Source organism: Salinispora tropica CNB-440, assembly GCF_000016425.1.
Classification (GTDB): domain Bacteria; phylum Actinomycetota; class Actinomycetes; order Mycobacteriales; family Micromonosporaceae; genus Micromonospora; species Micromonospora tropica.
This window is the reverse complement of record NC_009380.1, coordinates 2,658,825-2,673,598: the sequence shown is the minus strand read 5'-3', so window position 1 is coordinate 2,673,598 and position 14,774 is coordinate 2,658,825. Positions and strand designations below refer to the sequence as shown.

At 69.0% G+C, this 14,774-nt stretch carries 13 protein-coding genes and 3 pseudogenes; 5 read left to right on the top strand and 11 right to left on the bottom strand.

Annotation, left to right across the window (positions count from 1 at the left end; translation table 11 throughout):
- The first annotated feature begins 25 nt into the window (after positions 1-25).
- Positions 26-2,842 (top strand): aminomethyl-transferring glycine dehydrogenase, encoded by a 2,817-nt coding sequence (gene gcvP, locus STROP_RS11950; protein WP_012013605.1) that lies wholly within the window; start codon positions 26-28, stop codon positions 2,840-2,842.
- A gap of 122 nt (positions 2,843-2,964) precedes the next feature.
- Here the strand turns inward: gcvP and STROP_RS11945 are convergent, their stop codons facing one another.
- Complete coding sequence (locus tag STROP_RS11945; RefSeq protein ID WP_012013604.1) at positions 2,965-3,165, bottom strand: DUF5999 family protein; 201 nt, start codon at positions 3,163-3,165, stop codon at positions 2,965-2,967.
- A gap of 97 nt (positions 3,166-3,262) precedes the next feature.
- Between STROP_RS11945 and STROP_RS11940 the strand changes: the two genes are divergently transcribed.
- A complete protein-coding gene (locus STROP_RS11940; RefSeq protein WP_012013603.1) occupies positions 3,263-4,489 on the top strand; it encodes a chorismate-binding protein in 1,227 nt (408 codons plus the stop codon).
- Between the two features lie 502 nt (positions 4,490-4,991).
- On the opposite strand, the gene STROP_RS11935 is transcribed toward STROP_RS11940, so the two are convergent.
- Complete coding sequence (locus STROP_RS11935; RefSeq protein WP_012013602.1) at positions 4,992-5,897, bottom strand: helix-turn-helix transcriptional regulator; 906 nt, start codon at positions 5,895-5,897, stop codon at positions 4,992-4,994.
- A 160-nt stretch (positions 5,898-6,057) separates the two neighbouring features.
- Here STROP_RS11935 and STROP_RS11930 point away from each other — a divergent pair, with 160 nt between their 5' ends.
- The 3 genes and pseudogenes from STROP_RS11930 (at position 6,058) to STROP_RS11920 (ending at position 8,058) form a co-directional block, all read left to right on the top strand.
- Complete coding sequence (locus tag STROP_RS11930) at positions 6,058-6,843, top strand: SDR family oxidoreductase (protein ID WP_012013601.1); 786 nt, start codon at positions 6,058-6,060, stop codon at positions 6,841-6,843.
- 44 nt (positions 6,844-6,887) lie between these two features.
- Positions 6,888-7,798: pseudogene (locus STROP_RS11925) on the top strand (SDR family NAD(P)-dependent oxidoreductase).
- A gap of 29 nt (positions 7,799-7,827) precedes the next feature.
- Complete coding sequence (locus STROP_RS11920; protein ID WP_012013599.1) at positions 7,828-8,058, top strand: tautomerase family protein; 231 nt, start codon at positions 7,828-7,830, stop codon at positions 8,056-8,058.
- On the opposite strand, the gene STROP_RS26030 is transcribed toward STROP_RS11920, so the two are convergent.
- From STROP_RS26030 to STROP_RS11880, 9 genes and pseudogenes are all read right to left on the bottom strand, one after another.
- Positions 8,055-8,549: a Tn3 family transposase gene (locus STROP_RS26030; RefSeq protein WP_268987610.1), complete on the bottom strand. Its 495-nt coding sequence runs from the start codon at positions 8,547-8,549 to the stop codon at positions 8,055-8,057. The two genes, STROP_RS11920 and STROP_RS26030, sit on opposite strands and share 4 nt — an antisense overlap.
- A gap of 79 nt (positions 8,550-8,628) precedes the next feature.
- A pseudogene (locus STROP_RS26375) lies at positions 8,629-8,892 on the bottom strand (Tn3 family transposase); the annotation flags it as partial.
- Positions 8,893-9,246: 354 nt separating this feature from the next.
- Positions 9,247-10,437 carry a cytochrome P450 family protein gene (locus STROP_RS11905; protein WP_012013596.1) on the bottom strand — a complete coding sequence of 397 codons (1,191 nt, stop codon included), beginning with the start codon at positions 10,435-10,437 and terminating at the stop codon, positions 9,247-9,249.
- A complete protein-coding gene (locus STROP_RS11900) occupies positions 10,434-10,610 on the bottom strand; it encodes a hypothetical protein (protein ID WP_230582375.1) in 177 nt (58 codons plus the stop codon). The genes STROP_RS11905 and STROP_RS11900 overlap by 4 nt, the downstream gene beginning before the upstream one ends.
- A gap of 305 nt (positions 10,611-10,915) precedes the next feature.
- Positions 10,916-11,158: a hypothetical protein gene (locus STROP_RS11895; RefSeq protein ID WP_012013594.1), complete on the bottom strand. Its 243-nt coding sequence runs from the start codon at positions 11,156-11,158 to the stop codon at positions 10,916-10,918.
- A gap of 454 nt (positions 11,159-11,612) precedes the next feature.
- Positions 11,613-11,741, bottom strand: a complete 129-nt coding sequence (locus STROP_RS26020; RefSeq protein WP_028568818.1) for a hypothetical protein — start codon at positions 11,739-11,741, stop codon at positions 11,613-11,615.
- A 62-nt stretch (positions 11,742-11,803) separates the two neighbouring features.
- Positions 11,804-12,988, bottom strand: a complete 1,185-nt coding sequence (locus tag STROP_RS11890) for a GNAT family N-acetyltransferase (RefSeq protein ID WP_012013593.1) — start codon at positions 12,986-12,988, stop codon at positions 11,804-11,806.
- Positions 12,989-13,496: 508 nt separating this feature from the next.
- Positions 13,497-13,655: pseudogene (locus STROP_RS11885) on the bottom strand (hypothetical protein); the annotation flags it as partial.
- A 163-nt stretch (positions 13,656-13,818) separates the two neighbouring features.
- The gene (locus tag STROP_RS11880; RefSeq protein WP_238380224.1) at positions 13,819-14,697 is read right to left on the bottom strand and encodes a hypothetical protein; all 879 of its coding nucleotides are present in this window, start codon (positions 14,695-14,697) and stop codon (positions 13,819-13,821) included.
- Positions 14,698-14,774 lie beyond the last annotated feature (77 nt).

Sequence of the window (14,774 nt, the reverse complement as noted above, 5' to 3'; positions counted from 1 at the left end):
ACCTCGTCCCCGGGGAGCGCCGTCCATGTCCCTAGAGCAGTTTGCCGCCCGTCATATCGGTCCGGATCCGCAGGACGAACGCCGGATGTTGGAGGTCGTCGGTTACGGCTCTGTTGACGAGCTGATGGATGCGGCGATCCCGGAGGCGATCCGGTGGTCGGGCACGCTGGACCTGCCGGCGCCGGCCAGTGAGTCGGAGGCGTTGGCGCAGCTGCGGGCGTTGGCTGAGCGCAACACTGCTGCGGTGTCGATGATTGGTCTTGGCTACTACGGCACGCATACTCCGGCGGTGATCCGGCGCAATGTGTTGGAGAACCCGGGCTGGTACACCGCGTACACGCCGTACCAGCCGGAGATCAGCCAGGGCCGGCTGGAGGCGTTGCTGAACTTCCAGACCATGGTCACCGATCTGACCGGGCTGGCGACCGCGAACGCTTCGATGCTCGATGAGGGCACCGCGGCGGCCGAGGCGATGACGCTGGCCCGACGGGCGAGTCGCAGCCGGAGTCAGGTGTATGTGGTGGATGCGGACACGCTGCCGCAGACGGTGGCGGTGATTGTGGGTCGGGCCGAGCCGCTCGGTATCGACGTGCAGGTGGTTGATGTTGATGGCGGCGACCTGCCGGAGGAGTTCTTCGGCCTGCATGTGCAGTATCCGGGGGCGTCCGGGGCGGTGCGGGACCATACGGGTGTGGTCAGCGCCGCGCATGCCGCCGGCGCGTTGGTGACCGTGGCCGCCGACCTGTTGGCGTTGACTCTGCTGCGCCCGCCGGGAGAGATCGGTGTGGATATCGCGGTGGGCACCACCCAGCGGTTCGGGGTGCCGATGGGCTTCGGCGGCCCGCACGCCGGTTATCTGGCCGTCCGCGCGGGCTTGCAGCGGATGCTGCCGGGCCGGCTGGTCGGTGTGTCGCGGGACGCGGACGGGGAGTCGGCCTACCGGTTGGCGTTGCAGACTCGGGAGCAGCACATCCGCCGGGAGAAGGCGACGAGCAACATCTGCACCGCGCAGGTGCTTCTCGCGGTGATGGCCGGGATGTACGCGGTCTACCACGGCCCGGACGGGTTGCGGGCGATTGGGGCGCGGACCCATGCGATGGCGGCGCGGCTGGCGGCTGGGTTGCACGCGGGTGGGGTGGATGTCGCGGATGTTCCGTTCTTCGACACTGTCTCGGCGGTCGTGCCGGGTCGGGCGGCCGAGGTGGTGGCCGCTGCCGAGCGGCGGGGGGTGAGTCTGCGGCTGGTGGATACCGACCGGGTGGGTGTTGCCTGCGACGAGACCACGACGGAGGAGCATCTCGCGGCGGTGTGGGCGGCGTTCGGGGTGCCGGTCTTCGGTGGTGAGGTGGATCCGGCGTTGCCGGCGGCGTTGGCCCGCACGTCGGATTTCCTGACCCACCCGGTGTTTACCGCCCATCGGTCGGAGACGGCGATGCTGCGGTACCTGCGCGGGCTGGCGGACCTCGACTATGCCTTGGATCGGGGCATGATCCCGTTGGGGTCGTGCACGATGAAGCTGAACGCGACCACCGAGATGGAGCCGGTGAGCTGGGCGCAGTTCGCGCAGGTGCATCCGTTGGCGCCCGAGTCGCAGACCGCCGGTTACCGGGAGCTGATTGTCCAGTTGGAGGGTTGGCTGGCGGAGGTGACCGGGTACGACGCGGTCAGTGTGCAGCCCAACGCCGGCTCGCAGGGGGAGTTGGCGGGGTTGTTGGCGATCCGCGCGTTCCACCAGTCGCGGGATGCGGGGCACCGGAATGTGTGCCTGATTCCGTCGTCGGCGCATGGTACGAACGCCGCGTCGGCGGTGATGGCGGGGATGCGGGTGGTGGTGGTCGGCTGTGACGCCGACGGCAACATCGACCTGATTGACCTCGACAGCAAGATCGATGCGCATCGGGAGACGCTCGCCGCGATCATGGTGACGTATCCGTCGACGCACGGCGTGTATGAGACGGGTATCGCTCAGGTGTGCGCGAAGGTGCACGACGCGGGCGGGCAGGTGTATGTCGACGGGGCGAACCTCAATGCCCTGGTGGGTTTCGTCAAGCCGGGACGGTTCGGTGCGGACGTGTCGCATCTGAATCTGCACAAGACGTTCTGCATCCCGCATGGTGGTGGTGGGCCGGGCGTGGGGCCGGTGGCGGTGCGCTCGCATCTGGCGCCGTTCTTGCCGGGTGACCCGCTCGCGGGGGATTCGGGCCGGCCGGCGGTGTCGGCGGCCCGGTACGGGTCGGCGGGGATTCTGCCGATTCCGTGGATGTATCTGCGGATGATGGGTGCGGCTGGGCTGACCCGGGCCACGGGGGTGGCGGTGTTGGCGGCCAACTATGTGGCGGCGCGGCTGCGCGGCGCGTTCCCGGTGTTGTACGCGGGTAACAAGGGCCTGGTGGCGCACGAGTGCATTCTGGACCTGCGGCCGTTGACGAAGGCGACGGGCGTCAGCGTTGATGATGTGGCCAAGCGTCTGATCGACTACGGTTTCCACGCGCCGACGATGTCGTTCCCGGTCGCGGGGACGTTGATGGTGGAGCCGACGGAGAGTGAGGATCTCACCGAGTTGGATCGGTTCTGCGACGCGTTGATCGCGATCCGGGCCGAGATCGACAAGGTGGGGTCGGGGGAGTGGCCGGCGGAGGACAACCCGCTGGTGAACGCCCCGCACACCGCGGCGATGGTCTCGGCTGACCAGTGGTCGCATCCGTATCCGCGGTCGGTCGGGGCCTATCCGGCGGGGAGTCGGCTGGGGAAGTACTGGCCGCCGGTGCGGCGGATCGACGGCGCGTACGGCGACCGGAACCTGGTGTGTTCCTGTCCGGCGCCGCAGGCGTTTGAGGAGTGAGGGGTCGACGGGGCCGGGCGGGGTTGTCCGCCCGGCTGGCTGGTGTCGACTCCCGGGCCGGTGACCTGGTGCGGGCGGCTAGCCTGGGGTCGACGGAACCAGATGATTACTGTGAGTCATTGTTAGGCGACGAGGGCATGGCGGGCTGGGCCGCGGTGCGGGGCGATGCTGCGCCCGTCGGGGAGTATCTCGCCGGTGTCCTCGAAACTGATAACCCCGTTGCAGAGCAGACTCCAGCCCTGTTCAGGGAAGCAGGCGATGACTTTGGCGGCGTCCCGGTCGGTGGCGTCGGCAGAGGGGCAGGTGGGTTGGTGCTGGCACATCGGGGTTCTCCGGAGGGTGGGGGAACTGTGTCATGTTTCACACGGCCAGTGACGCACAGTACCAAGTTCACGCGACCGGCATCGAGCGGGTGTGCGCGTGCCGCATGGAAAATCCACTGAACGGTTGAGGCGGAATGGACCGGATAGCGTGGAAACGCTTCCAGCAGAGGTGACGGTTGCTCCGCCGGCGGCGCCGGACTGCGGGCATACCCACGTCGAACGCGCCCGCTGGGAGTGGCGCGTCGGCGACGGCGGTGACCCGGCGGCGCTCGTCCAGGAGTTCCTCGCCGCCCACGGTCTCGCCCTGGATGACCTCGCTCGGCCGGCGGGGCGAATCGGGCAACGGGTGTGCGGGGCTGCCCTCTACGTCTCGGCCGCGGCCGGTGCGCTGGGGGTCGGCCGCGGTCCTGGTCCGGCCACGCCTGCCCCCGCACTGCCCGAGGTGGCTGTCGTCGTATACGGCCACGCTCCCGCGTCCCGCGGCCGTCCAGCCCGCCGCCGATCGTCGGGCTGGTGGCTCGGCGCCTGGGCGGAGAGTTGGGCCCCCTGGCAGCACGCGGACGCGGTGCGTGCCGTCCGTGCGGCAATCGGCCGTGGGGATGTCTACCAGGTCAACCTCGTGGGACACGCCGCCGCCCGCTACGCCGGTGATCCGCTGCCCGCCCTGGCCCGTCTCGGTGCGTTGCCGGGCGCCCGGTATGCGGGTGTCCTCACCGGTGCCGGATGGGCGATTGGCTGCGCCTCCCCGGAGACCCTCGTCGAGGTCACGGATGGGCGGATGATCACCCGGCCGATCAAGGGCACCCGTCCAGCCACCGCCGCCGGTCGGACCGCGCTGCTGTCCAGCGCGAAGGAACGCGCGGAACATGTCATGATCGTCGATCTACAGCGTAATGATCTGGCTCGCCTCGCCCGTACCGGCACCGTCACGGTTGACGAGCTGTTCGCCGTACGCCGGTGGTGTGATCTGTGGCAGGCGGAGTCGACCGTCTCCGCGGCGGTCGCCGAGGGGCTCGGCCTGGCAGATCTACTACGTGCCGTCTGCCCTGGCGGTTCGGTCACCGGAGCCCCGAAGCTGGCCGCCCTGGATCACATCGCCGCTCTGGAGCCGGTCGGGCGCGGGGCCAGCATGGGCGCGCTGGGTTGGGTCACCCCCGGTCGGGTCGACCTTGGTTTGACTATTCGCACCGCCGCCGCCGACGCCGATCAGCTCCACGTGTGGGCCGGTGGGGGGATTACCTGGGGCAGTGATCCGGAGGCCGAGGTCGCGGAGGCGGCGGCGAAGTCCGCCCCGGTCCGCGCCGCGTTGGCCGCCCGGCCCTGACGGCGAACTCGCCCAGCTCGACACTGACAGCTACCGGCCGCTACGCCCGAGCGGGCGACCTGTCGATGCGTCAGGGGCGGTCGGCAGGGGGGCGATCCGGCCCCGGACTCCCAGATTTGTCCCAGGGGCACACCGGCGGCCCACTCCCCAGTCACCGCGGCGGATGTACTCGCGTTCCATGCCGGATATGGCGGCCAGCACGGTGAACATGCTGCCCGAGGGATCGTGGGAGCCCTTCCGTTCCCCCGGTGAAGAGCGGATCTCCCCGGCGAGTTTGACGGCGGCCTCCAGTGGGGGCGTCTGGTGGTGCGGGTGGAGATCTTCTCCGAGAAGGTGCGGGTCACCTGGGCCTCGGTCAGGGAGTCGAGCTGCGCGTCGAGGGACTGCCGGGCGGTCGAGGCGCGGGCGTACCCGAAGTGGTACTGGATGGCCACCTTGCCCTTGCCGGTGCGGCACGGCGAGCCGGCCGGGGCGGCGCAGGTGGACATCGGGCGGGCGCGGGTCAGCGCTGCGATCCGGATTCGGCCGCGGACAAGCCCTCCGGTGCCGTGCCGTCGGTGACGCTCAGGTCCTGGGTTCCTATGACGGACAGCAGTTTCAGCTGCTCGGCTCCCCGGCTTCCGGGCGGCGCGGTGAACCACAGCAGGCGTTGGCGTCCGTCCTCGCTGAGCAGGTTGTAACAGTCGAGTTCGATGATGCCGAGCGTGGGGTGGACGATCTTCTTGTGGTCCATGCGGCGCACCGCGACGTCGTGGGTGTCCCAGAGAGCTGCGAACTCCTGGCTACGGTGGCGTAGCACGGCGACCACCTTCGTGACCTCCGCGTCCCGGCCCCGCCGCGCGGCCGCTGCCTGAAGGTCGGCCACGAACACCCGGGAGTGGTGTGGGTGATCCTCGACCGGGTACCTCTCGCGCGCATGAGGGTCGGTGAACCAGCGGTACACGAAGCTCGCCGCCGGGCCGTGGTGCGCCGGGGACGTGCCGAGCAGGTTTCGGGCCAGGTCGTTTTCCACCAGGGTTTCGTGCAGGTCGGTGATGACGCGCGCGGGGGTGTTGGACAGCCGGTCCAGGAGTCCGAGAAGCGCGGGCTGCACGTGTGCCGACGGTCCGTGTGCCGACGGCGGGACCGGCCGCTCGGCCAGATGAAACAGGTGGTCGCGCTCGTCGCCGTTCAGGCGCAGGGCTCGGGCGAGGGCGGCCAGGGTCTGGGCCGAGGGCTGCACGCCGTTCTGTGCGCTGCCGCGCTCCAGCTCGGTGTAGTAGTCGGCTGACAGCCCTGCCAGCTGGGCGACTTCCTCGCGGCGCAGCCCGGGGACGCGCCGGCGCGGGCCTTGGGGGAGACCGACCTCGGCGGGTCGGACACGGTCGCGGCGTGTCCTGAGGAAGGCGCCGAGTTCTGGAAGGTTCACCCCTTCATGGTCGCTCGCGCGCCGAGCCGTAGCCAGGGGGTGGCATCCCCTGGGTAGACGCAGCCCTGGCTAGGGGTGGGGGACCGGCCGATTGTGGAGGACACCGCAGGGCGACGGCGAGACCGCGACCCGACACGCATCCACCACAGGAGAGTCAGTAGTGCCTATCCCTACTTCCCTGAACGGGCTCGCTGCCCCGGCCCAGCCCTCCGCCTCACCCCGTGTCGCGATCGTCACCGGCGGCTCGCGCGGCATCGGCCGCCAGACCGCCGGCCGGCTGGCCGCCGACGGGTACGCCGTCGTGGTCGGCTATGCCGGCAACCAGGACGAAGCCGAAGCCGCCGTCAAGGAGGCCGCCGCCAACGGCAGCGTCCGGGCGATAGCGGTACGCGCCGACGTCGCCGACGAACACGCCGTCGCGGCTCTGTTCGACGCGGCCGAGGCAGAGTTCGGCGGTGTCGACGTCGTCGTGCACGCAGCCGGGCGGGCACACATGGCGCCGATCGCCGAGCTGGACCTGGCCGTCCTGGACGACCTGCACCGCACCAACATCCGCGGCACGTTCGTCGTCGTCCAGCAGGCCGCCCGTCGGGTGCGTCCCGGCGGGGCGATCGTGACGTTCTCCACGTCCGTGGTGGGGCTGGCCTTCCCGAACTACGGCGCGTACTCCGCCAGCAAGGGCGCGGTCGAGGCGCTGACGCTGATCCTGGCCCGGGAGCTGCGGGGCCGGCACGTCACCGCCAACGCCGTCGCGCCCGGCCCCACGGCCACCGACCTGTTCCTGGACGGAAAGGACGAGGAGACCATCGCCCGTCTGGCCGCCCAGCCCCCGCTGGAGCGCCTCGGTACCCCGTCCGACATTGCCGAGGTCGTCGCGTTCCTGGCCTCCCCGGCCGGCCACTGGATCAACGGACAGGTCGTCCGCGCCAACGGCGGAATCATCTGAACCGCCCGCAGCAGCCACCCCATCGATCAACGAAAGGCCCTGTCATGAGGAACGACGGCACCGGAAAGGCCATCCTGGTCACCGGGGCCTCCAGCGGCATTGGGGCGCTGTCCGTGCGTGCGCTGGCCCTCGCCGGGCACACCGTGTACGCGGGCATCCGCCAGATGGCGACCCGTAACGCGACCGCGGTGGCCGACCTGGCGCGCTACGGCACCGACCACCAGGTCGACGTACAGGCTGTCGAGCTGAACGTCACGTCTGAGGACTCCGCCGACGCCGCCGTCGACCGGATCCTCGCCGAGCGCGGCCGGCTGGATGTGGTCGTGCACAACGCCGGGCACATGGTCCTGGGCGCCGCCGAGGCGTTCACCGCTGAGCAACTCGCAGAGTTGTACGACGTGAACGTCCTGGGCACGCAGCGCGTCAACCGCGCCGCCCTGCCGAAGTTGCGTGAGCAGGGCTCGGGGCTGCTGGTATGGATCGGCAGCTCCAGCACCCGTGGCGGCTGCCCCCGTTCCTGGCCCCGTATTTCGCCGCCAAGGCCGCGATGGACGCCCTGGCAGTCAGCTATGCCGCCGAGGTGCTTCCGTTCGGCATCGATACCGCGATCGTGGTGCCCGGTGCCTTCACCACCGGCACCAGCCACTTAACCAACGCCGGCGCCCCCGCCGACGCCGACCGTGCGGAAATCTACGACCAGCGTCACCGCCCCCTGATGGGCGATCTGGGCAAGCGCCTGGCCGCGCTCATCCCTTCGGACGCCGATGTGACCGACGTCGCTGAAGCCGTTGTGCACCTGGTCGCGATGGCACATGGCACTCGGCCGCTGCGCACCCACATAGACCCCAGCCGAGACGGCAGCGAAGTCGTCTCCGCGGTCGCCGACCGCGTCCGCGCCGACTTCTTCCGCCGCCTCGGACTGGACAGCCTGCTCACCGCAGGCAGCTCCCGGTAACGCCCCACTGTGAGAAGGAACAACCAGCCATGCCTTTCGCGAACTTCAAGGTCCCCGAGAAGACCCTCACCCCGAAGCAGAAGGAGGAGATCGTCACCCGCACCACGGAGCTGTACGTCGAGATCTACGGCGAGCGCGCCCGCAACAACACCATGGTGCTGGTCGAAGAGGTCGCCGACGGCGGCTGGGGCATCTCCGGCAACGTGCTGACCCTCGCCATGCTCGGCGAGGCGACACCGACCGACACCAGCGACGCCTAACCGCACCGGCCGCCATCCGGCCAGGACAGCACCTCGACCCGGCGGCCGCCGGGTCGAGCGTCCGGCCACACGGCCCCGTTCATCCGGGGGCCGGTGAGATCAGCGAAGCCCTCATCGTGTCCCCGTACTCGATCGGTCGGCGATGTCCGCCGGGGTGCGGGGACGGGGCACGGCAGCGGTCGAGCCGCTTGTCCAGGTCCAGGCGGAAGGTGCCCGTACGGGTTGACGTTCGACCAGAACAGCGCGGTCAGCCCGCGCCGGTCCTCCTCGCTCAGATTCTTCGCCCAGGCCGGCTCGGCGAGCACCTGCTGAAGCAGCAGGGTGTTGACGTGCACGAGACTGCTCTGGAGCAGGTGCAGGGCGCGCATCGAGGTCTCGGCGTGCTCCTTGTCCGAGCCGGTCAGGGCGCCGTCCTTGCCGTAGTGCAGGACCGTGTTGGCGCTGTTGCAGTTCTCCACGACCTGGAGGCCGCCGTGGATCTCCCAGCGCAGGCCCGGGGCTGGCCAGGTCGTCGCAGGCGACGACCGTACGGACCGCGCGGACCAGTTCTTCGAGCGCGGCGTAGGTGGGATGCGGCGGTCCGCCGCGGGTGAAGCGCCGCAGCACCTGCTCGGCCTCCGCCGTCCCCAGGCGCAGGGCGGTGGCGTACTTGACCATCTGGCCGTACTGCTGGGCGATCAGGTCCCACTTGATGGCCCGGGTCGTCAGCGAGCCGCCGAGCGCGGGCCAGCCGGGCGGGGTGCCGTCGGGCCGGTACACGCGGATGCTGCCGATGTTCTTCAGCCGGGGCAGCAGACGGAAGTTCAGCAGCTCGGTGAACGCGAACCCGACCACGGACGTTATGTGGACAAGTCAAGCATCCTGGCAGTGGTCGTTCCCGGGAGACATGCGCCAGCTGCCGGTAGCGAGGTCGAAGATCACCGAGGTGGTGGCGAGGGTCGGGAGGGGGTCGGCGAGGCGCCACGTGGTGTCGGTGGGCGCGAACCCGATGGCCACGGTGCCGTCGGGCTTGGTGGATCTGACGGTGCCGATCCAGTGGCGGTTGGCTTCCAGGAGGGCGGTTGCGAGGGCCGGATCGGGCTCGGCAATGGTAAGAGCCTCGGTGTCGTCATCGAGCAGTGATGAGCCTAGCCGTAGTAACCTGACCAGCGTTGCCGTTGGTTTTCGGGCTGGAAGCTACGACTAGGCCTACAGGTAGACCGGCAAGGCGATCAGTCCGCGTAGTCGGAACGACTCCCGCCACCGTATATCGTGGGCGGGCACCGCCAGCCGCATCTCAGGGAAGCGGTTGAGCAGGCTGGTGACAGCTATGGTCGTCTGGAGGCGGGCGAGTGGCGCGCCCAGGCAGTAGTGGATGCCGTGCCCGAATGACAGGTGCGAGCGGCGGAGGCCTATGATGCCGAGTTCGTCGGGCTGCGTGAACTGCGCGGGGTCGCGATTCGCGCTAGCCAGACACAGCCAGATGCGATCACCGGCGGGGATCGTCTGACCAGCGATGGTTATGGGCTCCCGGGCGAACCGTCGTACGGCCAGCGGAAAGGCGGGATTCCACCGCAGGACCTCGTCGATGAGTTCGTCGAGGGCGAGCGACCCGCCGCGCACCGCCTCGTGTAACTCTGCGTTGGTGAGCAGCGCGTGGGTTACGGTGCCGATGAGCGCGGCGGTGTTGTCGTAGCCCGCGAACATCAGCAGGAAGACCATGGCGACCAGCTCATCGTCGGTGAGCCGGTCGTCGTCCTCACGGGCGGCCAGGAGACCGGTCAGCAGGTCGTCGCCGGGCTGCGCTCTCTTGTGCGCCAACTGCTCGATCAGGAAACGCCGCATGTTGGCCATGGCGGCTCGTGACTGGGCGGGTTGATTGGCGTCGGCGGACAGCAGCGTGTTCGTCCACGTCCGAAAGTCGATGTTGGCCTGGGTGGGCAAGCCAAGGAGTTCATGCATGACCTGCAGGGGCAATGGTGACGCGAGGGAGCCGATCAGCTCCGCCCGGTCGTGGCCGGCGAGACCGTCCAGCAGCGTGCTGACGATTCTCTCCACAGCGGGGTGCAGGTCGGCGACGCGGCGAGGCGTGCAGGCGGCAGCTGCCAGACGTCGAAGTCGAGTGTGGTCGGGCGGGTCGCGGTTGAGGAGATGCGCGTCCAGCTCGGGGGGCAGCGACGAACCGTGCTCGCCGTCGGTACCGCTGAAGCGTTTGTCGACCGACAGGCGTGGGTCGGTGAATGCCGCTCGCACGTCGTTGTATCGGGTGACGAGCCACGCGGGGGCTCCGTCTGGCGTGAGGACGTGATGCACCGGAGCCTGGTCCCGCAGCGCGTTGTACCGCGAGTGCGGGTCACGAAGCAGGCACTGGTCGAAGACAGCCGTCGGTCGTGACGTCATGCCAACTCCCTGACCGATGACTGGAGCCTGGCGGCGGAGAGGATCGGCGAATCCTTGTACGCCCGAGCCACCCGGGTCAGCCAGTCGACTTCGCTGGCGGCGCTCGCGCTGGCGGTGGCGACGATGGCCAGATCGTCACCGACGTTGGTGTGGTCGGTGACGATGCCGTGCACTGCGGACACCATATCGGACAGGCGGTAGACATCAAGTCGGTGCATTACATCGCAGGAGATTGAAAGCCCCTGAGGGAAGATGCCTGAAATCTGAAGAGCGTTGAGCTGTTGGTTCCGGGCTGAAAGCTACGACTGGGCCGACCGCACGCCGCACATTGTGCGGGTTCACGCGCCGTGGCGGCGCGTGGCCCGGCCCTTGGCGGGCCGGGTGTCGGTGGCCGGCAGGTCGTCGCCAGCGATACCGGGACCTCTGAACCGTTTGGTCTGGCCCGTTGCCGACGATGGCTGCGCCATACCGTCCGCCGTCAGCAACTGCTGCCGCTGTCTCCGCCGGAGGAAGCTCCACCGCTGTCCCCGCCGGAGAACCATCCGCCCCCACTCGAATCGCTGTCGCAGGAGGCACCACCACCACCACCGCCGTCTGCCGTGGCGCCGGGTGCCGACGACACGTACGCCGACGAGCCGCGCCGGCCCGCCGGCGTACGCCGATGCCCGAGGAACCAGAAGGTGAGGACGGCCGCGGCGAGCAGCACGAAGAGAATCTCCATATCGAACGACGATACGGAAGTCGATCAACCTCTTACGCGGGCCGCCGAGCCGTACGCCCCGCACCCCGGCCCTTGAGGACCAACGCTCGGAGAAGTCCCGTTAAAACAAGATCACCTTCTCTGGCGGTGTGGAGACTGGGGACCCAGGGTAGGCGCAATGACCGGTAGCGCCCCCTAGGTGCGTTGACTGATGCCTGTTCCTGATCGTCAGGGCTGACGTAGACCTGCAGAAAAGGGGCTCTGACCTGCTGGTTTATCGATTCCCCAGGTTGCGGGCGGGCCGTGCCGGCATCTTTCCGCAGGTCCACCGTGTAGAGCATGCTGCAGGTCCCCTGCCTCGTGTCTCACCTGCGGTTTCGCAGGGGGGGGCGTGGGTCGGGAACGCTCCGCCTCAACTTCGTAAGGGACGGGGTCGGGAAACAGGGTTGCTTGCATGATCGAGGTCTGTCCGGATTCATCCGGTAAGGCCGAGGGCGGCCAGGGGTCTGCGGCAGTCGCGGGCGGTGCGGCGTAGGGCGGCGGCGATGTTGGTGTGGCCATTCTGACGGTGGACGCCGATGGCGAGGTTTCGCAGGCCGGGCATGACGCACGGGAGATGCCCGGCGTGGATCTTGAAGTCGTCCTCGCGGACTGACCTGCGACGCCCTAGAAATAGTCGAGCAGTTCCGCCTGCTGTCCCGCGCCGAGCAGGTCCAGCGCCCCGAGGTCTGCCCCCGGGACGCAGCGCAGCAGGCCGGCCTCCGCGACGGCCTGCGCTGTCGTGGCACCGAGATAGAGCAACCCGAAGCCCTGTACGGCCAGGCGCAGCGTGGGTTCAGAGTCCGTACGCTGCAAACTGGCTGAGCCGTCGGCGACCTCCAGGCGCCAGGAACCGGTGTTCCACGGTGCCAGGACGTCGTCGAGCGCGAAAACGACCTGGCCCCGTACATGTGGCGGCCAGCCACGGCTCTGCACCGCCCGGACGACGTCGACCGGCCGGTGCATCCACATCTGTTGTTGGTGCTCACGGGCGATCTCCAGGGGCAGTTGCGCGCGCACCGCGTCGTGACCCAGCAGGCACAGGCGCAGTGTCGGCGTGACGCTCTGCCAGCCGGCAAGCACGCCGACGAGCTCTCGGGCCGCCTCCGCCGTAACGGCGAACAGGTCGAACACGCTCAGCACGGCTGTCGCGTCGTACCCCTGGCCGCGCTCCCAGCTCGCGTACCCGACGAGCTGGTCCCCGTCGTGCACCAGGGTCAGCCCGTCCACGCCGGGCGGTAGGGCGGCCATCTCGCCGGTGTCATCGAACAGTGGTCCTCGCCGGGTCAGCAGACCACACCGGTGCCGGGCCACCCGCTCGTACAGTTCCGCGACGGCGGGCAGGTCCGCGGCGGTGCCCGGGCTGACCGAGAGGTGGGGTGACGGCCGGTGCCGGGGCAGCGCCATGGTGGCCAGGTCGACAGTGCGCAGCGTGCCACCGGTTTCCCAGCCGCAGCTCCGGTACGGTGCCGCCACGGTCGGAAACAGCGCGCTGATCGCCGCGCCGCGTTCCCGGGCCCCCCGCAGCACGGCGCCGAGCAGCGACCGCGCCACGCCGCGTCCGCGCGCCTCTGGCAACACCGCAACTGAGGCGATGTCCGCCGCGGTCACCGGGCGCCCGGCCCACCACTGCTCGTGGTGCAGATCGGTGGCTCTGCCCACCAGCCGCCCACTGGGGTCGAAGGCGCCGTAACGGGTGATGCCCGGCACGGCGACCGGGGACTGCGGTGTCGGCGACGACAGACCGAACGCGAGCCGGCCCAGCTCCCACGCCGCCGGCATGTCGTCGGCGTGCAACTCACGAATCTCCACGGGTGCGTTCACCGCCGCAGCTTAGTGAGGGGGGTGCGCCGCCGCGTAACGGTTTTCAAGGCGGCTGGCAGGAGGATCGGAGGCCGACCTGCACCAACCGCGGGTGTCAGCAGGCTGGGACGATCACCGCAGTGGCTTGGGCTCGTAGCCTCGACCGGCGATCGGCTGCCGCACCGGCTCCGCCGGCTTGCCCCGACAGGTGGTTCTCGAACTCGCTGACGAACTTCTGGAACGGTCGGGCGGTTGCGAGAGGGGCAGACTACCGGCTCTCGGACTCACGGACAGAACCAGCGCTGCAACTCGGCGCCGCCGCCCTCCTGCCGTGGCGAGCCTTGGATACCGCCCCGTTACCGCAGCCGAGCGAGCCGCAGTGCACGATCACATGCTGGAGTTCCTCACCGAGCTTTGAACCTCTCCGCAGCAGCTCGACCGTTGGGCGCACTGGCTCGACCTGACTGCTTCGAACACGACGACCCCGTAATCAGACATCGTCGGATGCAGCACGCAGTCAGTCCTCGTCGCCCGCGTCCGGGTCGCGCAGCATACGCCTGGCGCCGCCGAGTTCGGGCAACTGGAATGAGTAGTGGCCATGGACGTTGATGTGCTTGCGGAGGTACGGCGAGAGCCGAGCCACGTCAGCTTCCAAGACCGGATAGCCGGAGGCCCGGAGCTGTTTGACGAATCAGGCCCCGCCGCACCGGAACAACTCGCGTCATCAGACGATGATCGTGGATGCAGATCTCGCTGCCAGCACCATGCTCGGCGTGACTCACCGTGATTGCTGGACGAGCCAAGAACACGAATACAAGACACTTACGTATGTGGACAAGTCAAGCATCCTGGCAGTGGTCGTTCCCGGGAGACATGCGCCAGCTGCCGGTAGCGAGGTCGAAGATCACCGAGGTGGTGGCGAGGGTCGGGAGGGGGCCGGCGAGGCGCCACGTGGTGTCGGTGGGCGCGAACCCGATGGCCACGGTGCCGTCGGGCTTGGTGGATCTGACGGTGCCGATCCAGTGGCGGTTGGCTTCCAGGAGGGCGGTTGCGAGGGCCGGATCGGGCTCGGCAATGGTAAGAGCCTCGGTGTCGTCGTCGAGCAGTGATGAGCCAACGAACAGGGTAAGCAGGCGCGTCAGCAGACGTATGGGCATCTGCGGGTCGGTGGCCTCGGCGTATAGGTAGCAGTCGTCGTGGCCCGCGTAGTAGAAGCCGGAGGTGGGCAGGCGAGGCAGCAGTAGGCTGGAGCCGTCGAAGGTGTTGACGGCTAGAGCCAGTTCGTCGGCCGTGATGTCGTCCAGTGGCCCAGGGGCGTCAAGGATTTCGAGCTCGTAGGGGCTCCAGCCGCTGAGGAATCTGGGTAGCTGTTGCCAGGGCATGGTCAGCATGTCATCAGACTCGAAGCGGGAGGACGCCGCCCATCGGATGTCGTGGCAGGCCGCTGCGACTTTTTGCTCTCCCGCGATCCGTAGCAACGGCCAGGGCGCGTCGTCGTCGTTCAACCAGTTGTTCTGTCCGACGTTGAGGACCACGGCCGTGTGGTGGGCGTCGGCTGTCAGCGCGTCAACCAGGTCGTAGGCCCGCGTGGCGGTGGCTTGGACGCGGTGCACGCCATCGTGGGGCGTGACGCTGATCGACAGCGGAAACGGGTTTGCCTGCAGGCCAACCGTGTTGACGCGAAATGCGTTGTCACGATCAACGCGGACAGCTGGCATGCCCACCATCGTGCCTGATCGTGATCACGTGGAGGCATCAGGATCAAGCTCGATGGCGCTTGGATCGGCCGGCTGGT